The organism is Chitinophaga sp. W3I9 (genome assembly GCF_050434025.1).
Lineage (GTDB): Bacteria > Bacteroidota > Bacteroidia > Chitinophagales > Chitinophagaceae > Chitinophaga.
The window spans coordinates 5,742,527-5,768,506 of the sequence record NZ_JBNPWC010000001.1; the positions used below are offsets into that span (position 1 = coordinate 5,742,527).

Annotated in this window: 17 protein-coding genes and 1 pseudogene; 7 read left to right on the forward strand and 11 right to left on the reverse strand. The window is 47.5% G+C overall.

What is annotated here, in order from left to right; genetic code table 11:
• The 7 genes and pseudogenes from QFZ51_RS23280 to QFZ51_RS23310 all read right to left on the reverse strand — a co-directional run bounded on the left by QFZ51_RS23280 (nt 1) and on the right by QFZ51_RS23310 (nt 5,450).
• On the reverse strand, nt 1–1,242 hold the full coding sequence (locus QFZ51_RS23280; RefSeq protein ID WP_429049452.1) for a glycosyltransferase: 1,242 nt from the start codon (nt 1,240–1,242) through the stop codon (nt 1–3).
• A 3-nt stretch (nt 1,243–1,245) separates the two neighbouring features.
• Nucleotides 1,246–1,557 (reverse strand): polysaccharide deacetylase family protein, encoded by a 312-nt coding sequence (locus tag QFZ51_RS23285; protein ID WP_429051603.1) that lies wholly within the window; start codon nt 1,555–1,557, stop codon nt 1,246–1,248.
• A 310-nt stretch (nt 1,558–1,867) separates the two neighbouring features.
• Nucleotides 1,868–2,245 (reverse strand): annotated as a pseudogene (locus QFZ51_RS23290) (polysaccharide deacetylase family protein); the annotation flags it as partial.
• A 9-nt stretch (nt 2,246–2,254) separates the two neighbouring features.
• Nucleotides 2,255–3,061, reverse strand: coding sequence for an FkbM family methyltransferase (locus tag QFZ51_RS23295; RefSeq protein ID WP_429049454.1), 807 nt, complete (start codon nt 3,059–3,061; stop codon nt 2,255–2,257).
• A complete protein-coding gene (locus QFZ51_RS23300; RefSeq protein ID WP_429049457.1) occupies nt 3,045–3,755 on the reverse strand; it encodes a methyltransferase domain-containing protein in 711 nt (236 codons plus the stop codon). Before QFZ51_RS23300 ends, QFZ51_RS23295 begins: the two co-directional genes overlap by 17 nt.
• Nucleotides 3,748–4,686 (reverse strand): hypothetical protein, encoded by a 939-nt coding sequence (locus tag QFZ51_RS23305; RefSeq protein WP_370913264.1) that lies wholly within the window; start codon nt 4,684–4,686, stop codon nt 3,748–3,750. Before QFZ51_RS23305 ends, QFZ51_RS23300 begins: the two co-directional genes overlap by 8 nt.
• Nucleotides 4,687–4,775: 89 nt before the next feature.
• Nucleotides 4,776–5,450 (reverse strand): C40 family peptidase, encoded by a 675-nt coding sequence (locus QFZ51_RS23310; protein WP_429049459.1) that lies wholly within the window; start codon nt 5,448–5,450, stop codon nt 4,776–4,778.
• A gap of 353 nt (nt 5,451–5,803) precedes the next feature.
• Here QFZ51_RS23310 and dnaE point away from each other — a divergent pair, with 353 nt between their 5' ends.
• From dnaE to QFZ51_RS23335, 5 genes are all read left to right on the forward strand, one after another.
• On the forward strand, nt 5,804–9,451 hold the full coding sequence (gene dnaE / locus QFZ51_RS23315) for a DNA polymerase III subunit alpha (RefSeq protein ID WP_429049462.1): 3,648 nt from the start codon (nt 5,804–5,806) through the stop codon (nt 9,449–9,451).
• Between the two features lie 109 nt (nt 9,452–9,560).
• The gene (gene trxA / locus QFZ51_RS23320) at nt 9,561–9,878 is read left to right on the forward strand and encodes a thioredoxin (protein ID WP_079472839.1); all 318 of its coding nucleotides are present in this window, start codon (nt 9,561–9,563) and stop codon (nt 9,876–9,878) included.
• 715 nt (nt 9,879–10,593) lie between these two features.
• The gene (locus QFZ51_RS23325) at nt 10,594–12,735 is read left to right on the forward strand and encodes a M43 family zinc metalloprotease (RefSeq protein WP_429049466.1); all 2,142 of its coding nucleotides are present in this window, start codon (nt 10,594–10,596) and stop codon (nt 12,733–12,735) included.
• Nucleotides 12,732–13,913 carry an aminofutalosine synthase MqnE gene (mqnE, locus tag QFZ51_RS23330; RefSeq protein ID WP_429049468.1) on the forward strand — a complete coding sequence of 394 codons (1,182 nt, stop codon included), beginning with the start codon at nt 12,732–12,734 and terminating at the stop codon, nt 13,911–13,913. The genes QFZ51_RS23325 and mqnE overlap by 4 nt, the downstream gene beginning before the upstream one ends.
• Before the next feature lie 12 nt (nt 13,914–13,925).
• Nucleotides 13,926–14,456 carry a DUF192 domain-containing protein gene (locus tag QFZ51_RS23335; protein ID WP_429049471.1) on the forward strand — a complete coding sequence of 177 codons (531 nt, stop codon included), beginning with the start codon at nt 13,926–13,928 and terminating at the stop codon, nt 14,454–14,456.
• A 54-nt stretch (nt 14,457–14,510) separates the two neighbouring features.
• On the opposite strand, the gene QFZ51_RS23340 is transcribed toward QFZ51_RS23335, so the two are convergent.
• Complete coding sequence (locus QFZ51_RS23340) at nt 14,511–14,885, reverse strand: GreA/GreB family elongation factor (protein WP_429049473.1); 375 nt, start codon at nt 14,883–14,885, stop codon at nt 14,511–14,513.
• Between the two features lie 330 nt (nt 14,886–15,215).
• A complete protein-coding gene (locus QFZ51_RS23345; RefSeq protein WP_429049476.1) occupies nt 15,216–17,510 on the reverse strand; it encodes a DUF7133 domain-containing protein in 2,295 nt (764 codons plus the stop codon).
• 154 nt (nt 17,511–17,664) lie between these two features.
• Between QFZ51_RS23345 and QFZ51_RS23350 the strand changes: the two genes are divergently transcribed.
• Nucleotides 17,665–18,930: a NupC/NupG family nucleoside CNT transporter gene (locus QFZ51_RS23350; RefSeq protein ID WP_370913190.1), complete on the forward strand. Its 1,266-nt coding sequence runs from the start codon at nt 17,665–17,667 to the stop codon at nt 18,928–18,930.
• Nucleotides 18,931–19,139: 209 nt separating this feature from the next.
• Here QFZ51_RS23350 and QFZ51_RS23355 read toward each other — a convergent pair whose 3' ends face one another.
• The gene (locus QFZ51_RS23355; protein ID WP_370913189.1) at nt 19,140–19,535 is read right to left on the reverse strand and encodes a DUF4259 domain-containing protein; all 396 of its coding nucleotides are present in this window, start codon (nt 19,533–19,535) and stop codon (nt 19,140–19,142) included.
• Nucleotides 19,536–19,612: 77 nt separating this feature from the next.
• Complete coding sequence (gene smc, locus QFZ51_RS23360) at nt 19,613–23,143, reverse strand: chromosome segregation protein SMC (protein WP_429049480.1); 3,531 nt, start codon at nt 23,141–23,143, stop codon at nt 19,613–19,615.
• Between the two features lie 406 nt (nt 23,144–23,549).
• Between smc and QFZ51_RS23365 the strand changes: the two genes are divergently transcribed.
• Nucleotides 23,550–25,778 carry an FUSC family protein gene (locus QFZ51_RS23365; protein ID WP_370913187.1) on the forward strand — a complete coding sequence of 743 codons (2,229 nt, stop codon included), beginning with the start codon at nt 23,550–23,552 and terminating at the stop codon, nt 25,776–25,778.
• The last annotated feature ends 202 nt before the right edge of the window (nt 25,779–25,980 follow it).

Consider the following 25,980-nt stretch of genomic DNA (forward strand, 5'->3'; position numbering starts at 1 on the left):
TTATTGCGGGTTCCTTACCACGGATTGAAACAGGTGATAGTACTGCCCGGCTACTACTTTCATTCCAAAATACTGTTCTGTAAATGTTCTGGCCGCTTTACCAAACTGCCGGCAAATATCCGGGTGGTTCAGCAAATGCAGCGTTTTTGCAGCAAACTCCTGCTGGTTACCCGGTGCTACCACATATCCGGTTACGCCATCCCGCACTATTTCCCGGCATCCGCCTACATCAAAGGTAATACAGGCCGTTTCACAACTACCGGCTTCTATCAGCACATTGGGCAGATTATCTGCCTTGGTAGGATAGAAAAAAATATCGCTGGCGCTGTAGCATTGCATCATTTTCTCCGTTTCCTTCACATAGCCGGTATATACACATTCCAGGTGCTTAAATGTTCCGGGCAACTGGTCCCTGCCTATCATGAGCAGGTATACTTTCCGGTCGAGCTGCGCATCCAGCAGGTGTAAAATATGCAGCAATTCTGCACCGCCTTTAAACTCGCTGTTAAACAACCGCTCGGATACAAAGGTAATTACCTGCGCATCTGCCGGAAGACCAAGTGCCTGGCGGGAAGCAGTTTTATCCTGCGGGCGGAAATAATCTGTGTCAATAGGATTGGGAATATGATACAGCGGTTTGTTCTTTGTAAGCGGACTTTCAGCGGTCATGTCATACAACCAGCGTGAAGGCGAAACAATGTGCAGGTCGCTGCTGGCATAGAGCCGCTGTTTTCTTTTTATCAGGTAATTTCCGGTAGGCAATCCCATGGCAGGCGCATGTTTGTGCTCTTCCTTGCCGGCCATCCCGTTTTTCCAGGAAGTATCACCAAAGGTATGCGCTGCGTTGCCTGTGATGGCCCACATATCATGCAGCGTCCACACAATAGGCGCGATAGCAGATAAGCGTGGTAATAAGGTAGCATCAAAATATCCGCCGTGAATATTATGCAGGCTGATCACATCGGGCCGATAAGCCTGGGTATGCCGCATGATGGCGGAAGTAGAAAAAGGAAAATACAGATATTGCAGTCCGGCCCGGTTACTTAATACATTGAGTCCTCTTTCAATAACATTCCGCACGGCACCCGGACGGGTAGCTGTGGCGCGGGGAGAAGCCGTGTGGGTGCCTACCAGGAAATCATTGGCGGTATGATAATACTCCGCCAGCCCGGCTGCAATCCTTTGCGCTGCTATAGCAGCACCACCGCTGTTCTCATATTTATTGATAAAAAGTACTTTCACCGGCTAGTATTTAAAGAACTGTTGCATTTGTTTGCGGAACACATCCGGCGGCCAGTTGCGTACCAGGATGCGGGGCAGCGCATATGGATTGCTCCAGCTGTGCACCTGTCCGTGGTAGTTGGCGCATACCATTTGTAACCCCAGCGCCTTGCAGGCTTTGATGCTGTCTGCATTGTAATAACGTTTGGTACCGAGGAATTTCCTGCCGCCAAAGGGATAGGAAAAATGTACCTGCGGGGCGCCCAATACCCCTTCCAGGATTTCTTTGGACATCCCTATCTCGGTATATTGTTCTTCGTAGCTCAGCATGCCCACAGCCGGATGGCGGTGGGTATGACAGCCGATAGTAGCATAGGGCCGCCTGGCCCATTGCTTTTAATTCTTCCCAGGTCATTAACCGGTGCGAAGCGCGGCCGGTAGCGGTTTTACCGGACCAGTCATACAGCTGCTGCATGGCGGATTCAATTTCCGCCGGTTTACAAAAGCGCAGCACCTGTTGCAGCGCATAATATGTTTCGCGTATAGCCGCAAGCGTATCTGTAATATACCGCGCCGGCTGTCCATTGATGGTAATCTGTAAAACAGGGGGCAGGTTGCCGGGTGTAAGCAATACTCTCTCCAGGTCATCCCACCACAATTCGAAGGCGGTATTGATCTTAGAGGTGGTAATATAAAAGAGGGCAGGCGCCTGGTGCTTTGTCAGCAAAGGCAATGCCTCCAGGTAATTGTCTGCATAGCCATCGTCGAACGTCACAAATACAGAGCGTTCGGGGAAAGCTTTTTTATTTTTTACATGATAAAGAAATCGTTCAGCATCCAGTAGATTAAAGTCAGTGGCCAGATGCGCAAGGTGTGAGTTGAAGTGCTCCGGCGTAACAGAAAGGTCCTGTGGGTCCTGTTGCAGGGTGGTAACCCGGTGGTACAGTAAAATAACCGCCGGTTGCTGCACTTTGTTGGCTACATAATGCGCAACAGAAAATATTTTTTTGCTCAGGTTTCCCATCAGATAATGCTACATTTTATAGGCGTATACATTCAACTGCATGTCCATAGTATCGTTCACCGCTTTATTCACAAACGGAGCCGCTCTTTCTGTCGCCGATTCAATGAAGTACCTGAAACCATTCCGTTGAAGGGTTTCGAGTATTTCTCCCAATCCCTGCGGCGCTTTGCTAAAGGAATGATATTCTATAAAGATGTTCTTTACCACAGACAAAGCGGTGTCGCAGTCTTTGATCACAGCTACTTCCGCACCTTCGATATCCATTTTAAGAAAGTCAACGCTTCCGGCCTGTTCCAGTAAGCTTTTGAGGCGCACCGTTGGTACTACTACTTTGGTTCCGCTCCCATTTCCGAATACACTGCCGCCATCGGCATTATCGCTGTAGAAAGTAATACCTGCTTCATCCGTCCATACGGCCCGGGGCACTACGGTAACGTCAGCAAAATTGTTTTTCCGGAGATTATCACCAAGAACACCCGCTATGAATGGATCCGCTTCAAAAGCCGTAATCCGGGCTCCGGGGAAAAGCGATTTAAAATAGATACAGCTTAAACCCACATTAGCGCCACAGTCAAAGATCACAGGGGCTTTATTACTGCTCTCAAACTGGTATACGCCGGAAAAAAATATCTCCTTATACTGAAATACAAAAGAAGGCCCGTCTACAATGTTTACATGGTAGTCCAGAAAATCAGCAGGCGCTTGCTCCTTTATCCGCTGTTGATAATGTTTGCGGTGTAAGCGTAAGAACTCCCTGTAATACTTATTACTGATAACCTGTTTAATCTTCTGCAGATTTTCACTGATCAATCCCATGTAATCTTTTTTTTGCTTTAATGGTGATAATTACCGGGTATACCGGATCGTTAAAATCCAATTCTGCGGCTGTTAACTCCTCTGTCACAATTCCCTGCAATATGGCAGTGCAGGCAAGTACATTTCCAGATGACGATACTTCTATGTTCTCCTCTCCAAAAACTTCACCAAACGCCTTAGCGGCCGATTGGGTAGTAAATCGCCAGTAATCTCCCCATTGTTTCATATCAGTGGCAGACAATTGGGTAATCCCTGCCAGTGTTGCCAGTAACACTCCTCCCGGCTTCAGCAGATAATAGGCGCCGGCAATAGCCGACTTAAAGTCATATATAAAATTGAAAGTTTGTGTGCAAATAAAGCAGTCAATACAATTTTCAGGCAAGGTAGCCGGGGAGGTTAAATCCCCCACAATAGTTACCTGTGGTTCCTGCTTCATATGCAGCACTTCATATTTACTTACCTCCTGTCCAAATTGCCTGGAATATTTGCTTTCTGCTATTTCAAGTACACTTCCGGAAATATGCGTCCTGTTCACTTTCAGGAACTGCTCAATGTAATAGCGGTCTACCGGCGTTCCACGGTCAAAACCAAAAGTGGTGGAAAGCGGTTGCAGACTTCTTAAATTAGTCCACGACAACGGCGAAACGGTATTCCTTTTTAAACGCTTTATTATCTTCCTGACCAGCTTAACCATTTCCAGTAATTTTTTTCCAGAATTTAGCTATCCGCTGCTTCACCTTTGCTTCAAAGGTCATTCCGGCATTACGCCTTAAAAAAGTACCGAATTTTTTTTCTATCAACAGGTAATTGCTTACAGGAATATCTTCCACAGGAATTCTTTCCTGGTAGATTTCTGTATAGGTGTAATCGTATTCCATAAAATGGTGTGTGGCACTGGCTACATTGCCATCGTGCCTCACCAGTGATTTCACCGGATAAAGGGTTAACATATCATTCAGATATGCGGTGGCCCTCCAGCGGATAGCCCAGGAACTCACCTTTCCATTCTTCTGCTGGTGCAACATCCTGAAAAACGGATACCCTCCCCAAAAATCAAACTCCTTCTTCAGCCCTCGTTCCTTTATTTGCGCAATTACCTTTTCTGTATCTCTTTCAAACTTATTCCATGCCCTCGACCACGTCCCCCAGCCCAAACAACCGGGATCATGTATCATAAAGGTAGCCGGCTTATAATCTCCCGGCATTTCTATCGGGTACAGATAACCATGGATTGCAATCATTTTTTCTTCGTGCTCATACTTCCGGAGACCATCGTTCATATACTGCAGAAAATAAGGGGACACTGCGAGGTCATCTTCCAAAACGATTACTTTACCATGTTTACGGATCACCTCCGTTACACCATCTATCACTGAAGTGGCCAACCCTTTATTCTTCTCAGCCTCCAGCACCACTACTTCCTTGCACCATTGCCTGCTATGCACCACTTCACGGGCCTTTTTAACCAACGCTACCTGTTCCGGTGTGGCATTCTCTTTTGCACCGTCGCAATATACATACAACGTACTCTCCCCTGCTTCCCTGTTTTCACTCAGGTGTTGCAAAGTGCTCAGCGTCAGCTCTGGCCGGTTGTATACAAATAATACGATGGGAGCAAATTCCATAATACAAAAAAGTACTGCGCAGCGCAGCTGTTAGGTTAAAAAAGTAAAAATCGTATAAAAATAACAATAAAACAAATGTGTAGAAGTGGCTATAGTCTTCCTCCGCCGGCAAAATAACGCTTCCAGTACGGCTCTTTCAGATCGCTGATCATGACGCCGGCACTGGTAGATGCATGAACAAATTTATCATTCTCCAGGTAAATACCTACATGAGAAATACGTTTATGATGGATCCTGAAAAATACCAGGTCGCCTTCATGCAGGTCATGCGGTTTTAATCGTTTCACCTGTGAAAACAGGTCGGTGGAGTTTCCGGAAAGCCCCAACTGAAACACGGTGTTCATCAGGGTATTTACAAATCCCGAACAATCGATGCCGTCTCTCGTTTTCCCACCCAACCGGTAGGGTGTACCGTACCATTCGTCAATAAAACCATACAGCTTCTGGTTCAGTACCTCTTCTACCGGAACATCCAGTAACTGTGCATATTTAAATTGCCAGCTCTGCGCATTTTCTAGGTTGGCACTGCCCCTGGTGATGTTTTTGCTGATGCTTACATCTTTGCTGTTATAGTGAGAAGTATTATTGCGGGTGGTACGGCTGGTAGCAATACCATCTATAAATTGAATACGGTTGTTGTTGGCAGCAGCAGGTGTGGTAGCAGTTTTTTTATTAGCATTTCCTTTCTTTAATGAAGCGCAGGAACTGAGCGATAATGCACATATCGATAACTTCACAAATAGATGTCCCTTTACTCTGATCATAAGCGCTGGCTAAATTTTCGCTAAAATACAAATATATAGCGATTTACGAATGTCGATTTTCGCGAGAGGGATCGTTTGTCGCCTTCGGCGACGGAAATTGTCTTTCTGCCTGATTACGCTGATTAACCGTGATTACACTGATTTGATCATGTTTTGATTTTATATGATTAATAATTCAGTAAGCGAATATATCCGCTTATATCTTCCTGAATCCTTTATAAAATCAAGACATAATCAAATCAGTGTAATCACGGTTAATCAGCGTAATCAGGCAGAAAGACAATTTTTATCGCCGAAGGCGATCCTTTCCCCTAATTACATTACTTTTGTCGCTTGACGAAACAGATTAGCAGATGAATTTTTCCCACTTACACGTTCATACCCAATACTCTTTACTGGATGGGGCAGCCGACATCAAATCGCTGTATAAAAAAGCGATGGCTTCCAATCAGCCCGCACTGGCGATTACAGATCATGGTAATATGTTTGGCGCATTTCAGTTTGTGGCAGAAGCATACAACAATAAATTAAACCCGGGTGATCCGAAAGATAAAAGACTGAAAGTAAAACCTATTGTAGGCTGCGAATTCTATGTAGTGGAAAACCGCCACAAGAGAGCTTTTACAAGGGAAGAAAAAGATGTGCGTTATCACCAGGTGTTACTGGCCAAAGATGATGAAGGTTACCGCAACCTTATCAAACTTTGTTCCCTGGGCTATATGGAAGGCCTGTATGGTAAGTATCCCCGTATCGATAAAGAACTCGTATTACAATATCACAAAGGACTTATCGCCACCACCTGCTGCCTCGGTGCCTCTGTACCCAGGATCATCCTGCGAAAAGGCGAAGAAGAAGGAGAAAAAGAATTCCGCTGGTGGCTGGATATTTTCGGAGAAGATTTCTATGTGGAATTGCAACGCCATGGCATCCCGGAACAGGAACAGGTAAACGTAGTACTACTCCGCTTTGCTGAGAAGTATAATGTAAAGGTGATCGCTTCCAACGACTCCCACTATGTAGACCAGGCCGATGCCAACGCACACGATATCCTCCTTTGTATCAATACCGGTGAAAAGAAAAGCACCCCCACCAATAAAGACTTTTCAGATGATGATAGCGGTGGCGGCGGAAAGAACAGGCGTTTTGCTTTTTATAACGACCAGTTCTATTTCAAAACAACGGAAGAAATGAGCAAACTGTTTCATGATCTTCCGCAGGCTATTGATAATACCAACGAAATTGTAGATAAAGTACAGCTGCTGGATCTTAAAAGAGATATCCTGCTGCCCAACTTCCCTATTCCGAAAGAATTTATTACCCAGGACCAGTACCTGCGCCATATCACCTTCGAAGGCGCCCGTACCCGGTATATGGAAATGACCGCCGATATTGAAGAACGCATCAACTTTGAACTGCAGGTAATCGAAAACATGGGTTTTGCCGGTTACTTCCTCATTGTGGCCGACTTCATCAAGGCCGGTCGTGAACTGGGCGTATTTATCGGCCCGGGCCGCGGATCCGCCGCCGGATCAGCAGTTGCCTACTGTATCGGTATCACCAATATAGATCCCATCAAGTACAACCTCCTGTTTGAGCGTTTCCTTAACCCGGAACGTAAAAGCATGCCCGATATTGATACGGACTTCGATGATGAAGGCCGTCAGAAAGTTATTGACTACGTAGTACAGAAATATGGCCGTAACCAGGTAGCGCAGATCATTACCTATGGTACCATGGCCGCCAAAATGAGTATTAAGGACGTGGCCCGCGTAATGGACCTCCCCCTGGTGGAATCCAATATCCTCGCTAAAATGGTTCCGGATAAACCCGGCATCCAGCTGGATCGTATCTTCAACGCCCCCCTCGAAGGAGAAAAGAGCCTCGCCGATAAGGAAGGCCTCGCCGGTGAAGATATTGAGAATGTGAAAAAGCTGCGCGAACTCATCAAAGGCACCGACCTCCAGGCAGAAGTGCTCCGCGAAGCCTGCGTACTGGAAGGCTCCGTACGCAACACCGGTATCCATGCGGCAGGTATCATCATCGCCCCGCAGGACCTGTACGACCTGATCCCCGTATCTACCGCAAAAGACTCCGACCTGCTGGTAACCCAGTTCGAAGGAAGCATTATTGAATCTGCCGGCGTAATCAAGATGGACTTCCTGGGGCTGAAAACCCTTACCATCATCAAAGGTGCGCTGGAACTCATCCGCCAGAACCATGGCATCTCCATCGAAATAGATAATATCCCGCTGGACGACGCCAAAACATATGACCTCTACCAGAAAGGTGAAACCAACGCTACGTTCCAGTTCGAGTCGCCCGGTATGCAGAAATACCTGCGTGAACTGAAACCCGATAGGTTCGATGACCTCATCGCCATGAACGCCCTGTACCGGCCGGGCCCACTGGAGTACATCCCCTCCTTTATCCGCCGTAAACACGGCCTGGAGCCAGTGCAATACGACATCGCCGAAATGGAGGAATACCTCAACGATACCTACGGTATCACGGTATACCAGGAACAGGTGATGTTGCTGAGCCAGAAACTGGCAGGCTTCTCCAAAGGGGATGCGGACGTACTGCGTAAAGCGATGGGTAAAAAGCAGATCGCGGTACTGAACAAAATGAAAGCGCAGTTTATGGAAGGTTGCGCCAAAAACGGCCACGATCCAAAAGTCTGCGAAAAAGTATGGACCGACTGGGAAGCATTTGCCTCGTATGCGTTCAACAAATCGCACTCCACCTGCTATGCTTTTGTGGCCTATCAAACAGCCTACCTGAAAGCCCACTACCCTTCTGAATACATGGCTGCCGTACTGAACTGCGCCAGCAATATTGAAAAGATCACCTTCTTCATGGAAGAGTCCAAACGCATGGGCATCGACGTATTGCCACCGGATGTGAATGAATCTTTCAAGGGTTTCGCTGTAAATAAACAGGGCCAGGTACGCTTCGGTCTTGGTGGCCTGAAAGGTGTAGGTGAAGCCGCCATCGAAAACCTGCTGGAAGAACGTAAAAAGGACGGTCCTTTCAAAAATATATTCGACTTTATCAAACGCGTTAACCAACGCGCCGTCAATAAAAAATCCCTGGAAGCCCTGGTGATGTCAGGCGCTTTCGACAGCTTCCCCGAACTGCATCGTGCGCAATATTTCCATAAACCGGAAGGCGAACAACTCACCGGCCTTGATAAAATCGTGAAATTCGGACAGCAGGTAACAGCAGGCTCTTCCAACATGGGCAGCCTCTTCGGCGCCGATGACCTCCCGGATGTAGAGCCACCAAAGATCCCGGCCTGCGACGCCTGGCCGCTGATCATGAAGCTCAACAACGAACGGGATATCACCGGTATCTACATTTCCGGCCATCCACTGGATGATTACCGCTTTGAAATGAAGTATTACCACATGAATACTGTTCAGGAACTGGTGGAGTATCAAACCGAAATAGCCCAACCGGGTGGCAACGGCGGCCGCTCCAGGGAACGCAATTTCCGCCTGGCAGTATATATTACCAATGCCCAGGAAAGGATTTCCCGCAACAACCGGCAGTTTGGCGTGATGACCATCGAAGACTACACCGGAAAATTTGAATTTGCCCTGTGGAGTGAAGATTTTATCCGCTTCGCCCCCTACCTGAAACCAGGCCTGTGCCTGTTCATCAATGGCGGCTTCAAGTCCAAACGGTTCAATGACAATGAATATGAATTCAAAGTAGGCAGCATCCAGCTCTTACAGGAAGTGAAGAAAACACACACTAAACAGGTGTACCTGAACACGATGCCTAAGTTCATCAAAAAGGAAACGGTAGACTTCCTGGTAGACAACGTAAACCGCTTTCCGGGCAACAGCGTGCTGCATGTACATCTGACCGACCGGGACGATCACACGCAGGCAAAACTGCATACTTTCAACCGGAATATTGAGATGAATGACGAGTTGGCGGGTTTCCTGCACAAACAGCCGGATATTGATGTGTATATAGAGATAATCAATAAGTAGGATGTCAAAAATGCAGTAATTTGCACTCGGATCAAGATTTGATCGTAATATAACAAATCATAAAAATCAAAACAATCGTTAAAATAAAAACATTTTAAAATCAAAGAATATGGCTTTAGAAATCACTGATGCGAACTTTGAAACGGAAGTTCTGAATTCCGATAAATTAACTGTTATTGACTTCTGGGCAGAATGGTGTGGCCCGTGTCGCGCTATCGGTCCGGTAATCGAAGAATTGTCTAAAGATTACGCTGGTAAAGTAAATATTGGAAAGGTTAACGTGGATCAGAACCCACAGTTATCTGTAAACTACGGTATCACCAGCATCCCTGCTATCCTTTTCGTAAAAGGCGGCCAGGTGGTAGACAAACAGGTAGGCGCTGTGCCTAAATCCGTACTGGATAAAAAAATACAGGCCAATATGTAATTTTATAAAAACTGAGTTTTGAAAGCGTTCCGGTTTGTTCCGGAGCGCTTTTTTTTTGCGAGTGGATCGCCTTCGGCGATGTTAAATTGTCTTTCTGCCTGATTACGCTGATTATACTGATTACGCTGATTTGATTATGTTGGATTTTACTTTTGGGATTTTTTAAAGGATTTGGGGAGATGTAAGCGAAGGTTGTCTTTCTGCCTGATTATGTTTATCTTTATATTGTACCTAAAGTGTTGATATCCAGTTTCTTTCTTTGTTGAAACTTGTCTAACGAATGTCGTTAAACCCCCTATAGCCAATTGATACCCAATACATTACCGATCAAGTCCACGTCACCTCCACATCAAAGGCAGGTCAAAAGCACGTATAAGGCAAATGCAAAGCATGGGCTATCCCATCTTCACACCATCTTTTTTTTAAATACCCATCTCCCAAAGAAAAAGTAAAATCAGCGCACAACCTCCGCTTACATCTCATCAAATCCTTTACAAAATCCCAAAAGTAAAATCCAGGTAATCAGTAAAATCAGCGAATCAGGCAGAAAGACAACCTCCGCTTACATCTCCCCAAATCCTTTATAAAATCCAACATAATCAAATCAGCGTAATCAACATAATCAGCGTAATCAGGCAGAAAGACAATTTAACATCGCCGAAGGCGATCCGGAAAACACATTTTTCGCGTATCTTCAAAGCCAAAATCTACTTTTTTGCGTCACTACTTCCTCGCCCTGGGTGCCTTTTTTTATTGCGTCACCGCCAACGCTCAACGTAAATGCGGCACTGCCGAAGCACTGCAACAGCGGGTAAAAGAAATCCCTTCCCTTCAAAAGATTATACAGAATAACGAAGATAAAATGATGCTGGGCCAGCAACGGCAACAGCTGCGTGCGATGGTGGAAGCCATTCCGCAAGCAGTATCTGTTCCGGTAGTGATCCACATCGTGCTGGATAACCCCGCGCTGGTTACAGATGCGCAGATCGCCTCCCAGATAGATGCCCTGAACCGGGATTATAATGCCGCTAACCCTGATGTAAGCCAGGTACCTGCCGTATGGCAGGCGCTCATCGGCAACAGCCGCATTAATTTTTGTCTCGCTCAAAGAACGCCCGACGATGAACCCACCAACGGTGTTGTAAGAGTGCAAACAGCTCCCGGCCAAAGCTTTTCTATCAGCAACGCGGCGGCAGACGCCAAGTACAACAGCACCGGCGGCTCCGATGCCTGGGATCACAGCAAATATCTTAATATCTGGGTAACCCGCCTTTCCGGTAATTATCTCGGCGTGGCCGCCCCTCCGGGTACCGGCTACCCTGTTGAACAGGAAGGCGTGGTGGTGCAATACACCGCTTTTGGCACTACCGGCAGCGTAGGTAGTACCTACAACCTCGGCAGAACCGCCACGCATGAAATAGGGCATTACTTCGGTTTAAAGCATGTTTGGGGAGATGATAACGGGGGATGTACCATTGATGACGGTATCACCGACACACCGCTCCAGGGCGATAATACCTACGGATGCCCGTCCTTTCCCCGGCTCGACAACTGCACCGCCACCTCACCGGGCGTGATGTTCATGAACTACATGGACTATACCGATGATGCCTGCATGCATCTCTTTACCGCCGGGCAGGTAGACCGCATGCGCTTTGTACTGGAAAATATCACCGCCAGCCTGATGACCTCCAACGGATGCGTACCACCTTCCATGGTAAACAACGATGCCTCCCTGGTGAGTGTCAACGCGCCGGATGGCAAAATATGCAACAACAATATTACACCCGTAGTAACCCTGCGTAACCGCGGCGCCAACACCCTCACTGCTGTGAGAATCTGGTACCAGGTAAACAGCGGCGCCCTTACTTCTTACCAGTGGACGGGCAGTTTGGCCAGTTTGCAGCAAACCAGCGTTACACTTCCTTCTTCCAATGTAGCTATTGGCAGCTATAACCTGAAAGCATATACGCAATCACCCAACGGCCAGCCGGATGGAAATGTTACCAACGATACAGCGGATATCCGCTTCCGGTACGACGCGGAAGCAGCCCTCCCCTTTGAACAGGGCTTTGAAAACGACAGCTTCCCGCCACCAGGCTGGGATCTCTATAATCCCGACCACAGCTTCACCTGGGAACGCGTTCGTAATGTGGGCAAAAACAGCAGCGCTTCCGCGCTCATGCGCAACCTGGGATATAATACCAACGACCAGACAGATGACCTCATCACGCCGGTCATTGATCCGCAGGGCGCAGATTCCGTATTCCTCTTTTTCGACGTAGCCGCAGCCGTATTTACCGACCCTGCTACCACCTCCAATGCCTGGGATACCCTCCAGGTAATCGTGACCAACGATTGCCGCCAAACCGGCCAAATCATTTATTCCAAATGGGGCCCCAATCTTATTACACGCCCAACACCGGTTCAAACAGAATTCATCCCAACCACCACCGAATGGCGCCGGGATTCTGTAAACCTGACCGCTGCAAGCCATAAAGGAAAGTTCCAGGTAGCCTTCAGAAACATCTCAAACTCAGAGAATAACATTTATATTGATAATATTAATATTGTTACTAAATCAGTGAATCCAATCCTCCGGGAAAAAGGGGTATTAGTGAATCCTAACCCTACAGATGGCATCGTTTGGATAACATTCCTGGAAATACCGGAAGACCTGGTGCAGGTATCTATTTACAATTTACAGGGACAGTTCATTATGAGCCGTCCGGCAGCAGATATCGGCGCCGGCAACCGGATGACCTTTAATTTGGTAAATGAGCCAAATGGTGTTTATTTTGTAAAATTAATTTACAGGAACAGGGCCAACACCATCAAATTAATGAAAGTAAGATGACGATGAGACAAGATTATCCGGCTGTTCAAACGCTCCTTCAGCAACCTAACCTGGACGCGGCATTGAAGGGCATTGCAGAAAAGATCCTCCAACAGGAAAGAATTACACCCGCAGAAGGGCTGATCTTATTTGAAAAAGGCGATATCGGCTTTTTAGGTGCGTTAGCCAACCTGGTAAGGGAGCGGATGCATGGTGACAAGACCTACTTCAACCGCAATTTCCATATCGAACCTACCAACGTTTGCGTATTCACCTGCCACTTTTGCTCCTATTCCCGCCTGTATAAAAACAGGGAAGACGGATGGGAACTGAGTATCGACCAGATGATGGACATCGTTAAAAAATACGATAACCAACCCGTTACAGAAGTACATATTGTTGGTGGCGTACATCCTAAAATGCAGCTCAACTTCTTCGTGGAGCTGATCCAGAAAATCAGGGCACACCGTCCGGATCTGCATATCAAAGGATTTACCGCTGTGGAACTGGATTACATGTTCCGCAAAGCTAAAGTGAGCATAGAAGAAGGGATGCGTATCCTCAACGAAGCCGGCCTGCAATCCATGCCTGGCGGCGGCGCCGAAATATTCGCACCGGAAGTACGCGCTAAAATATGCCACGATAAAGTAGATGCCGACGGATGGCTTGCCATTCACAAAGCAGCCCACAACCGCGGCATGCACACCAACGCCACCATGCTGTACGGCCACGTTGAATCTTTTGCGGACCGCGTCGACCACATGGAACGCTTACGTACACTGCAGGACGAAACCGGTGGCTTTAACACCTTCATCCCCCTGAAGTTCCGTAATAAAGGCAACGATATGTCGCATATCCCGGAATCTTCTATCGTGGAAGACCTGAGATTGTACGCTATCGCACGTTTGTATATGGATAACTTCCCCCACCTGAAAGCCTATTGGCCTATGCTGGGAAGGAACACCGCACAGCTGACCCTGTCTTTCGGCGTAAATGACCTGGACGGCACCATAGACGATACCACGAAGATCTATTCTATGGCCGGTTCGGAAGAACAAAACCCTTCCATGAACACCGCCCAGCTCACCATGCTCATCAAACAGGCCGGCAGAAGACCAGTTGAACGGGATACCGTGTACAACGAAATAAGAGATTACACTGATGTGTTTTTTTCAGATGAAGAACTGCTGACCAAATAGTATCGCTGTTTTATGCAATTACACCTGAAATGTATACTGATAGCCAGTTTATATATCGCTGGCTGTCACCAGAACAACAGTAGCACCAACAATTCCGCAGCCACCGATACCAATACGGCGGCCACCACGGAAACTGCCGGTGAAACATCCAATGGCATCGCGTTTAAAAAACAAGGCGCCCTGGCTTTCGTTTCCAAATCAGGCGCAGATACCCTGCGAAAAATAGATATCCAGCTGGCGCAAACAGACGAACAGCGCGCCGACGGACTGATGTTCCGCAAATCCATGACAGACGATCAGGGCATGCTTTTCATTTTCCCTGACATGGAAGAACGCGCATTCTGGATGAAAAACACCTACATCTCCCTGGATATTATCTACATAGATGATAAGCTGGAAATTGTGTCCATTCAGAAATACGCAACGCCCCTGTCGGAAGAAAGTCTTCCATCTTTCAAAAAAGCAAAATACGTCCTGGAGGTAAACGGTGGATTCTGCGACAAGTATCACATTAAATACGGCGATAAAATAACTTACCAATAAAAAGAAAGCCCTGGCAAACGCCAGGGCTTTCTTCGCTTATATAATAACCTCTTTTTATACACTCCCTTCAGGCTTTGTAACATCCAGGATATGCAGCTGCGTTTTTCCCGCAGGCACTTCCCAATCTATCACATCACCGGTACTATATCCCAGCAAGGCAGTGCCTATGGGAGAAAGGATCGATAATTTGCCCAGCTGTAAATTGCTGGCAGCCGGCAATACCAGCTGTACATTCCTGATAGCCCCACTGCGCTCATCCCTGAATCTGAGGGTGGAATTTACCTGTACCACATCAGCGGGTACCTTACCTTTCCTGACAGTGGCCCTGTCGAGCTCTTCTCTCAGCTTGTCGGTGCCCGGTGCGTGATAGCACAGGGTTTTAAGGATTTCGTAATCATGCAGGGACACGATAATCTGTTTCTTTTTCATGATAACCGGGTTTTATGTCAGTGTTTACAGATGACTGCCCATCGTGTCATCCGATGAATGATAAAACTGATTTGATAAGATTGTTTTAGAAAATATTAGCGGAATAGCACTACGCAGGTAGTTATCCCCCCGGGTACAACACTTTATGTACTAAAAGTTGCCCGGGCTTAATTGTTGAAGTCTTTTGGGCAGGATAGGAACGGCAACAGGAACCCGCACGTGCGTTTGGATGCACGTGGTGTATTGAGTAAGTGTAATATGTAAATTGCCGGATTCAATTAATGAATAATTGTATCCGGCAAAGATAAGGCTTTTATTTACAACAAGCGGTCAATTCGCTAACTCTCCTGCTGTGAAGGGCTTCTGGCGGCCATTATTCAGCTTACGCACCTGCTGGATATCTGCAGCGGAAACTTTATCGGCTTTATTATTCCAGGCACTGCGCAGGAAAGTGAGCAGTTGTGCAATATCTGCATCACTGAATTCATCACTGGCGCCGATACCCGGCATATCGCCATTTATTTCCGGGGCTTTGTACACTTTCCCGTGTACTTCCACCGGACCGGTAAGACCGTATAATACGATAGATATAAATGCTTTTTTGTTACCGTTTACCCAGTTGCTTTCATTCAGCGGCGGCGCCATCGCCGTAATGCCTTCCCCGTTTTTACCATGACAGGTTTGGCATACGGTATTGAAGATCTTATATCCTCTCGGTAGTTCTTTCCGTAACGCTTCCATCTTTTTCACATTGGCTTTGCTGTCCATGTTTTTCAGCACTGTTTCCAGCTGACGGCGCAATATCAGCGTGGTATCAGGGTTCCAGGCAATGACCTCTTTCAGCAAGGCTGCTTCCCGGTTGGCCGCATTATTTACCAGCGCTGCCGCCACATAACGGTTAGGGGCATACGCTTTTATCATTTTATCTTCCAGGCGGGTGGCAGCTGCTTGATCCAGTTTCCCTACCGCAGGCAATATATAAGCCACTGCCGGCGCCAGGTATGGATTATCCGACAAGGAGTCCAGCGCTGTTACTGTTGCTTTGATGTTACTGCTGTTTAATACAGATGGCAATGCCGCGAGCGCCTGCATTTTTAGTGCAGGATCTGCCTGTTGCCAGATGCTGCTGATATCATCTCCGGTGAGACTGTGCAAGCCTTCCAGCGTCCAGAGGGCGTGGATCTGTGTCAGCGGGTGTGCCGCGTCTTTCAGCATGGTTCTCAGTTCCGGCGCCATCGCGGTTAAGTGCTGATCAATGATGAGCTGTTGCGCTTTATCTCTTAAAACACCATTTTCGTTACCCAGCATTTTCCCAAGGAAAGCGGGCGTAAGTTCAAATGTAACCGGCTGTGGTTTACTGCCGGCAGGAATGATGCGGTAAATACGTCCGCAGTTCAGCGGCAGCGTAAGGTTACGCATCTTTATCTCGTTCTTCAGGTAATCCGTGAGGTAGGTTTTATGTTGCAGGATGCCCCGGTACATATCGGCGATATACAAAGCGCCATCCGGACCGGTACGCAGGTCCACCGGTCTGAAACGCTCGTCGGTGCTGGCCAGGAATTCTTTCCGCTGGTATGCTTGTACACCTTTCACGACATAGCTGCTGTCTGATAAAATATTCCTTTTAATCAGGTTGGCAGAAGGCTCGGCTACAAACGCATTACCGGCATAGGTAGATGGCAGCAAGGTGCCGCGGTAAATCACCGGGCCGCAGGCGGCGGTGAATTTCACCAGGCGGAGGCTGTCGTCCAGCGAGCCTTTCTGGTAACCACGGTTTACACCCGGCGTTGGATGCGCGGGGTACGTGCGGTTATCGGGTACTATTTTCTGATCAAAACCGGCGGCATTGTTCTGTTGCAGGTTGGTACCGCCTAATCCGGGGGGAAAATAATCGCCCAGCAGGTTTTCCGAATTGTTGTTATAATAAAGACGGCCGTAATTATCCTGCGTAATGCCCCATTGTCCGCGGAAATGCGTGGGCTCCTTCAGCCACTTATCTCCCGCCTTACGGTAACGCCTATCCGATTTTGCATTATAGATCCAGTTGTCCATTGCGCGCAGCAACCCGTTGGGCTGGTGCTCCACGTTTCCGCCGGCAGCGTATTGATCATCCACCAGGGTTCTTTTGCCGGGTTTGTCGCCATTGTTTTCTATAAACCATAATTGCGGCGGCGTAGCTACCAGCACCCCGTTTTCTATCAGGCAGATAGCCCTTGGCAGCACCAGTGAATCAAGGAACACGGTGCGTTTATCCATTACGCCATCGCGGTTGGTATCTTCCAGGATCACGATTTTACCGTCGGGTTTATCTTCCCCGGTACCGGCAGTATCAGGCATAAAGCCGGTCATCTCCACCACCCACATGCGCCCGCGCTCATCAAAAGTCATGGCCACGGGCGCCACTACCATTGGTTCGGCCGCCACCAGTTGTACTTCCAATCCTTCATCAAATTGCATGTGTTGGATGGCTGTTTTGCCATCCAGTACGGGTGAAGCAGCAAACTGCTCCCGCATGGCAATAGAATCTTTTTCGTGCTTGTTCCCGTTGTTCTGCTGATTTCCTTGTCCACAGGCAAATAAAGCCAGAGATAACGTGGTGATTAAACGATAATGAATACGCTGCATTTTTTACTATTCGGGTTACGAAAGCGATAAAAATACATTTCTAAATATATTTTTTCTGAAAAATTATATGAGATAACAGTTTACTATGTGAGCGACGGCAAAAAAACTTATCTTCGTCGCTTCATTGCATACATTTTACGATTTATTTGCATTTATGGAACGCTTTCAGGGCATCATAGGCATCGTACTTATTCTGGGTATCGCCTTTCTATTTTCTAACAACAGAAGTAAGATCAATTACAGGCTGGTGTTCAGCGGTATTGGCTTACAGGTGTTAATCGGCTTTCTGGTATTTAAGGTGCCCCCTATTACCTGGTTCTTCCAGCGGGTAGGAGATGCAATGGGAAAGCTGGAAGGATTTGCCCGTAAAGGCGCTGCCTTTGTATATGGAGGTATTGGTGTATCGCAGCCCGATGGCACCGGTCTGAAAGACTATGCTGCCGGAGGTTTTGTATTTGCTTTTAACGTAACCGCCACCATCATCCTGGTGTGTGTGCTGGTAGCGGTTTTATATCATTATGGCATTATGCAGCGCGTGGTAGCGGTAATTGCCCGCGCCATGAATTATGTAATGCGCGTGAGTGGTGCGGAAGCATTGAGCAATGTGGCCAGCGCCTTCGTAGGACAGGTAGAAGCACAGGTGATGATCCGTCCTTATTTATCAAGCATGACCAAAAGCGAAATCCTCGCCTCCATGAGTGGAAGCCTGGCTTGTATTGCCGGCGGCATCCTCGTGGTGTATGTGAATATGGGATTGCAGGCTGGTTTGCATATTGCGCCTTTCCTGATCACCGCCAGCCTCATGGCCGCTCCGGGGGCACTGGTGATTTCGAAGATCGTTTTCCCCGAAACAGAGGAAAGCGTAACGATGGGTCGCGTTAAAATGGAAGTAAAAAGCAATTATACCAACGTAATCGACGCGATTTCACACGGCGCCGGCGATGGTTTTAAAATAGCCATGAACGTGATCGCCATGCTGATCGGGTTTATTGCTTTCATTGCGCTGATCGACTGGGGCCTTATTCATATCGGTCATATCTTCAATCCTAAGTTTGATCTCAGCCTCGACTGGATCTTCGGAAAAGTGTTTATGCCGATGGCCTGGGCAATGGGCGTACCACAGGGAGATGTACAAGGCGTAGCTACCCTGCTCGGACAAAAACTCACCATTAATGAATTTGTGGCTTTTAAAAGTCTCACTGATAAAACAGTACCGGTATTAACCTCCAAAGGGATTGCCATCGTTACAATTGCTATTGCGGGTTTTGCCAATTTCAGCAGCGTAGGCATGCAGATCGGTGGTATCGGTGAGCTGGCCCCCGACAGAAGGGCTGATCTGGCTAAATTGGGGCTGAAAGCCCTGTTGTGTGGAACGCTGGCGTCTTATATGTCGGCCTCTATTGCGGGAATATTGATCTAACGCGGAGTTTGTCTTACTCGCTGATTACGCTGATTTTGCTGATTAGTTTGATTTTTACTTCTGGATTTTTATTTGATTAATAATATTAAGGGAGATAAAAGCGGATATCCGCTTCTATCTCCCTTAATCCTTTATAAATCCAAAAGTAAAAATCAAACTAATCAGCAAAATCAGCGTAATCAGCGAGTAAGACAAACTCCGCGCGCGCTTTATTCCAAACGTTTGATAAGCCCCGCCTGCACAGCCGCCCAGGCTTCACCCTGACCCGCATCTTCCCAGTAATTCTTCATTTCGGAGGCTGCCACAATTTTATTTACAGCGGCGATTGCCTGGTTTCTGAGTGCGCGGGTACCAATAAGGTTCAGCACATCCAGCTGATCCAAAGGATCTTCCGGGAAATCTTCGCTTGGGCGTGCTACCAATGCTGCCACCAGTTCTGCAGCGGCCAACGCCTCTTCGCAATCCGAAATTTCCAGTGTTTCGATGTTGTTGATGACACGCGCTAACGTGTCAGACACCAAACCACCGTCTTTATTATCAATCAGGTCAAAAATCCAATCCTGTGATCCATCATTTTCAAAATTTCTGGTGCCCCATGCGCCCATAGTGTTTACGTTTTTTTATTTTTTTAGAATAAAGAATAAAAGTAATGAACTCTCTTTACAACAACCAAACCAACCGGCTAGTTCAAACTCCTGAAATCAACCGGAACGAGTTTGCTCACTCCCGGTTCCTGCATCGTTACGCCGTAGATCACGTCTACAGCCGCCATCGTTTGCTTGTTATGTGTTACAATAATAAATTGTGAATTATCGGAAAACTTGCGGATCATGTTGGTAAACTTACCCACATTGGCATCATCCAATGGCGCATCTACCTCATCCAGGATACAGAACGGCGCCGGCTTAATCAGGTAAATGGCGAACAGCAATGCGGTGGCTGTCAGTGTTTTCTCTCCACCGGACAGCTGTGTAATCGCCGCCGGCCGCTTGCCTTTTGGCTTCGCGATGATTTCAATACCAGTGTCCGCCAGGTTTTCAGGATCACTCAGGATCATATCGCACTGGTCTTCTTCCGTAAACAGGGCTTTAAATACCCGGATAAAGTTTTCCTTCACCTGGTTAAAGGTATCCAGGAATTTCTGGTTAGCGGTGGACTCTACCTCCTGGATAGTGGCCAGCAAGGAATCTTTCGCATTTACCAGGTCCGTTTTCTGCTCCAGGATAAACTCGTAGCGCTTCTTCATTTCCTGGTAAGCTTCAATGGCCGTGGGGTTGATTTCCCCCATGTTCTCCATGCGCTTTTTCAGTCGCTCTGCACTGCCCGTCAGCTCATCCACCGACAGTTCTGAGTTGCGTTGCTCATCTATAATTTCATCGAGGTTCACTTTAAACTCCACGCTGAGCCTTTCCTTCATGGAGGCCAGTTGCAGCCGCAGTTCATTTACCTTGTCCTTAATGGTATTCAGCTGCTGTTCCAGGTCCTGTTTGGCGCGCTGTTTCGTTCTCAGCGTGGTTTCCAGTTCCTGGAGGTGGTTACGGAAGTTATAGTATTCCTGGTCTTTTTCGTTGAGTGCCTTTTCTTCTTCTTCGCGCTGGCGGAATAATTCCACGAGTCCGTCATCTGCATGGCTCAGTTTATCCATGGCAGCAGCGATGTTGGCCACCGCGTCTTCCAGCTGCGATTTGTTACTGGTGATCTGTATGTGCAGGTCTGCCAGCTGTTTACGCTTAAATTCCAGTTCCTGTTTAAGGGCCTGTACTTTACTTTGCTGACGGGTATGCTGCAGGTTTTGGTTATTAAACTGCACCGTAGCCATATTAAACTGCTGTTCCGCTTCCTGGGCCATCCTGTCGGCATCTGCGATGCTGTCCTGCAGCTCGGTGACCCTTTCGTTCAGGCTTTCCAGTTCGTCTTTCACACCGGAAATGCTTTCCTGGTTGGTTTCCAGGGATTGCTGCATTTCTTCGAGGCGTTTATCGCCGGCTTCAATGAGGTGGTGAAAGTTTTCAATCCTGTTCTGTAAGCCAAACAGCTGATTGCTCAGCTGGTTTACCCTTTCCCGCGCAGCATTGATATTATTTTCATTCAGCTGGCTGTTGTAGCCTAATACTTCGTCGTGTTTGCTTTGCAGCGCCACTTTCAGGCGGCCCACTATTCCTTCGAGATCTTTGATCTCTATTTCCAGCTTTTCCAGGTTTTTGGCCCTTCCCAGCTTTTTACCTTCAAATAATCCTACAGAACCTCCGCTGATGTTGTATTTACCACGATGCATGCGGCCGGATTTTTCCACCAGCAGCATCCTTTCGTCCGCCACCTGGCTGAATTCCAGGCGGGTGAGGTCTTCCCCGATAAATACTTTTCCAAGGAGGTGCTGTCCCAGTCCCCGGTACTTCTCTTCAATTTCCACTACTTCCAGCGCAGGAATGGTGCCTGCCGGCGCCAGCAGCGGGCTGTAATCAGTCCGGAACTGATCGAGGATGAAGAAATTGGCTTTTCCTTTTTTGTTGTTATCGAGCAGCTGGATGGCCTGTACGGCTTCATGTACGTTGTTCACTACATAATAGCTCAGGTAAGGTTCCAGCAGGTTTTCCACGCAGGTGCGGTATTCCTCTTTACAGAAAAATATATCACTCAGGATGGGGGCGTTATTGTTCCAGTCGGGATTCTTTTTGAGGAATTTGATACTCTCCGGGTAGCCTTCGAGGCTGTCGACCAATGACTTGAGCAGGTCGAACTCGTTCTTTTTGGAATCGAGGGTACGGTTTTCGTCTACCAGTTTATCACGCAATCCTTCGATATCGGACTGGGTGGCGAGTATTTTACTTTTGGTTTCTTCCTGGAAACGGACCATGTTTTCCAATTCCGTTTTGCCGCCGGTCAGTGTTTGCTGCAGGGCTTCCTTTTCTGTTTCCAGTTGGGCGATCTGCTGCTGCCGGCTGGTCTTTTCTTCCTGGAGCTGCTGCATGCTGCGTTGCAGGTTCATTACGGAAGTATCGGCAACGGCTACTTTCTTTTCGGCCTCAAATTGCTGACGCTGCCAGCGTTGCTGATCGTTGCGCAGGGTTTCAAGGGCCTGTTTCTTCTGATGGAAGCGTTCTTTCTTTTCCTCCACCATATCGCGGAGGGTGTCCAGTTCGTCTGCCATGGTTTCAAACACTTCCCCTTCTTCTTCTACCTGTTTTTCGGTGAATTCAATAGAAGAAGTAAGTCCCTGCAGTTGTCCTTCTGCATTGTTGAGGAAGTCGCTGATATTTTTTTCCCGCTCGCGCAGATAGGTAAGTTGCTGCGTGGCGAGGTTCTTATCGTTTTCTTTGGTGCGGATGGTGGATACCAGCTCATTAAAAGATTTCTGCATGGTTTGCAGTTCTCTTTCTTTTGCCACAAAATGCAGTTTATCCTGCTCCACGGCCGCTTCTGCGGTGAGGATCTCGGTTTCCAGCGCCAGTTTGCGGTCGCTTTCATTTTGCTGGGTATCCGACAGTTCCTTGAAGGTTACGTTAAAGCCTTCCAGGGCTGCTTTGGCGAGTTCTATGCTGATTTCGCGGTATTCCTTTTTTACTTCGTAGAAGCGTTCCGCCTTACGGGCCTGGCTTTCCAGTGTTTTGAGGTTGTTATTGATTTCAAACAACAGGTCCTCAATACGGTTCAGGTCTCCTTCAGTGGCGTCCAGTTTGGATTTAGCTTCTTTTTTGCGGGTTTTATATATGGAGATGCCTGCCGCCTGTTCCAGCATACGGCGACGGCTGTTTTCCTTGTCTTTGATGATATCGTCTACCATTCCCAATTCGATGATGGCATAGGAATCGGTACTTACGCCCGTGTCCATGAACAGGTTATGGATATCTTTGAGGCGGCAGGCCACATCGTTGAGGCGGTATTCACTGTCGCCGTTCTTATAAAATTTGCGTGTAATCGTCACCGTGGTGAACTCGGTGGGTAGTACGTTCTTGGTGTTTTCAAAAGTGAGACTAACCTCCGCCATACCGCTTGCAGAGCGGCTTTTAGAACCATTGAACACAAGTCCTGCCTGGTTATCAGACCGGAGGTTACTGATTTTGTGCTCGCCGATTACCCAGCGGATGGAGTCGATAATATTACTTTTGCCGCAACCGTTTGGCCCAATTACCCCAGTGATGCCCTCATCAAACTGCAAAACGGTTTTATCTGCAAAACTTTTAAAGCCTTTAATTTCTAGTGTTTTTAAGCGCACGTCGTACTCCGAGGTTTTTTAAGGCGTCAAAGATATAATTTTACCCGAATCAAAAAGTAATTTAAGTGAGATGCAATAATATACAGTAATTATTTATACACAATTACCGGTCATTTGCCCCTGTCCGCAGCACGCAACTAAAGTCTAAAAGACTGGTTATAAATATAGTAAAAAGAACAATTAGAATTTAACTCCCTGTTAGAAAATTACGCGGATGTTGTCTTTCTCAGGATTACACTGATTATACTGATTAACGTGAGATATCTTCTGAACCCTGCATTAAATTAAAGTCAAAAGTAATATATTCATCTTTAAAGGATAAGAAAAAAGATAATCAGTTTAATCAGCGTAATCCTGAGAAAGACAAAATCCGCTTATCTTTGCGCCATCAAAAACCCTTTTACGTTTGCGTACAGAACAGCGGATCAATAATATAAAAAGTTTCCTTTACAGTTATCATTTCAGCAACGGTATGCGTACCACCATCAGCGTGGTAGTGCCTTCACTGGTATGCGCTTACTTTGGCATGCTGGACCTGGGTATCGCTATGTCGATGGGCGCCTTGTGTACGGCCCTCAGCGATGTACCCGGCACCATTGTACACAAGCGGAACGGCCTTATCATCAGCACCATCCTGATCTTTTTTTCCGCGCTGGGCACCGGCCTGCTCATTCCTTACGTAATACCCATGGCCATCTGGATAGCGGTGTGCTGTTTTATGTTTGCCATGCTGCTGGTATATGGTAACCGGGGAGGTAATATTGGTACCGGCTGCCTGCTGGTAGTAGTGTCTATTCTCGGGGAAACCCAGCTCACACCGAAGCTTACCCTCCTCCACTCCTCTATGGTGCTGCTGGGCAGTATCTGGTACGCGGTGCTGGCCCTCATCCTCTGGCAGATCCGACCCTACCTCAATGTGCAGCAGGCACTGGGCGACTGTATCCTGCAAACCGCCCGCTACCTCGAGGTAAGGGCCAACTTCTACACGCCCGGCGTAAATGTCAGCGAAAACTACAAGGCTGTACTGGACCAGCAGGTGATCGTCAACGAAAAACAGGAAAATGTACGCGAACTGCTGCTGAAAAGAAGATCCGCCCAACAGGGCACTACCAGTCTCAATAAAAGCATGGTACTCATTTTCCTGGATATGGTAGATCTCCAGGAACAGATCATGGCCTCTCAAACCGACTATAACGCCCTGCACGCCGATTTTAAAGATCTGGCGATCCTGGAAAAATTCCATGCCCTCATCCTTGAATTCACCCAGGAGCTGAAAAACATCGGGATGGCCGTGGCAGCGGGTCAGCGCTCCCTGCCCAAAACCAACCTGAAGTTTGAGATGGAAAAGGTAAAACAGGCCATTGCCGACATTACCATGAAGCTGCCTACCCTCAAGGAAAGAACCCGTACCATCCCGCTGAGCAACATCCTGCAAAACCTGCAGGACATGGCCCAACGCATTTATAACCTGCATAGGCTTACCCGGCTGGAAAGACTGAAAGACGAATCCATAGATCCAAAACTGGAGCTGTCGAAATTCACTACCCGCCAGAAATACGATTTTGAAACCTTCCGGGATAACCTCACTTTCAAATCACATATCTTCCGGCACGCCATCCGCGTGAGCCTGGCTACCGTATTGGGTTACGGGCTGGGTATTGCCCTTCACCTCGACCGGGTATACTGGATCCTGCTAACCATCGTGGTGATCCTGAAACCAGGCTTCGGGCTTACAAAATCACGCAGCATACAACGTTTAATCGGTACCGTTACCGGCGCCTTATTTGCCGCCGGCCTGCTTTACCTTACGCACAACGATACGGTGATCTTTATAGTCATGCTGATCTGCATCCTGGGCGCCTACAGCTTTATGAGCTTCCAGTATACCGTCAGCGTATTTTTTGTGACGCCGTTTATCATCTTCCTGCTGCATTTCCTTCATCCTTCAGACCTCTACAATGTAACGCAGCGGGTACTGGACACTTTCATTGGCGGAGGCATCGCTTTCTTTGCCAACATGCTGCTGTGGCCTACCTGGGAGCATAACTTCCTCCCGGACTACATGAAAAAGATGATGGAAGCCAACCGGAAATATTTCGAACTGGTGATGCGCGCCTATTCCAATGAAAAGGTATCCATTACAGATTTCAAACTGGCCAGGAAAGATACCTACGTGGCCGCCGCCAATATGATGTCGGCCTTCCAGCGTATGTTATCGGAACCCAAAAGCAAACAAAAGAACGCGTCAGAAGTATATCATTTCGTGGTATTGAATCATACACTCACCTCGCATACCGCCACCCTGGCCGCCTACAGCCTGCATCACGGGGTGCAGTTTCCCCGCCCGGAATACCGCGAAATAACGGATTATCTCCTCCATTATATGGACCAGCTCACCCTGCTCACAGATCCCGCTACCAGCAGCAGCGCCCAACCCTCCCCGCAGGTACATGCCTTCGACCGGCTGGACGCCCACCTGGAAAGCCTCGTACATCTGCGTCAACAGGAAATCAATGAAGGCAAAGGCCCTACACCCACCCGCGACGAAATGCTGGAAACCAAACAGGTGCACGACCAGCTTGTAGCCATCCTCTCCCTCGTAAAAGACATGAGCAAAGCGCTGAAAGCGGAGTGACGCGGATTTTGTCTTTCTCGCTGATTACGCTGATTATACTGATTACTTTGATTTTACTTTTTGGATTTTATAAAGGATTAACAGAGATAGAAGCGGATATTCGCTTTTATCTCCCTTGATTATTATATCTAAAAATCAGAAAAATCCAAAAAGTAAAATCAAAGTAATCAGTATAATCAGCGTAATCAGCGAGAAAGACAAA

Coding starts and splice junctions, on each gene's coding strand:
- QFZ51_RS23350 (WP_370913190.1), top strand. CDS start 17,665: ATGGAACGCTTTCAGGGCATCATAGGCATCGTACTTATTCTGGGTATC.
- mqnE (WP_429049468.1), top strand. CDS start 12,732: ATGACGATGAGACAAGATTATCCGGCTGTTCAAACGCTCCTTCAGCAA.
- QFZ51_RS23305 (WP_370913264.1), bottom strand. CDS start 4,686: ATGGAATTTGCTCCCATCGTATTATTTGTATACAACCGGCCAGAGCTG.
- QFZ51_RS23295 (WP_429049454.1), bottom strand. CDS start 3,061: ATGGGATTGATCAGTGAAAATCTGCAGAAGATTAAACAGGTTATCAGT.
- trxA (WP_079472839.1), top strand. CDS start 9,561: ATGGCTTTAGAAATCACTGATGCGAACTTTGAAACGGAAGTTCTGAAT.
- QFZ51_RS23345 (WP_429049476.1), bottom strand. CDS start 17,510: ATGCAGCGTATTCATTATCGTTTAATCACCACGTTATCTCTGGCTTTA.
- QFZ51_RS23340 (WP_429049473.1), bottom strand. CDS start 14,885: ATGAAAAAGAAACAGATTATCGTGTCCCTGCATGATTACGAAATCCTT.
- QFZ51_RS23335 (WP_429049471.1), top strand. CDS start 13,926: ATGCAATTACACCTGAAATGTATACTGATAGCCAGTTTATATATCGCT.
- QFZ51_RS23300 (WP_429049457.1), bottom strand. CDS start 3,755: ATGGTTAAGCTGGTCAGGAAGATAATAAAGCGTTTAAAAAGGAATACC.
- QFZ51_RS23355 (WP_370913189.1), bottom strand. CDS start 19,535: ATGGGCGCATGGGGCACCAGAAATTTTGAAAATGATGGATCACAGGAT.
- dnaE (WP_429049462.1), top strand. CDS start 5,804: ATGAATTTTTCCCACTTACACGTTCATACCCAATACTCTTTACTGGAT.
- QFZ51_RS23310 (WP_429049459.1), bottom strand. CDS start 5,450: ATGATCAGAGTAAAGGGACATCTATTTGTGAAGTTATCGATATGTGCA.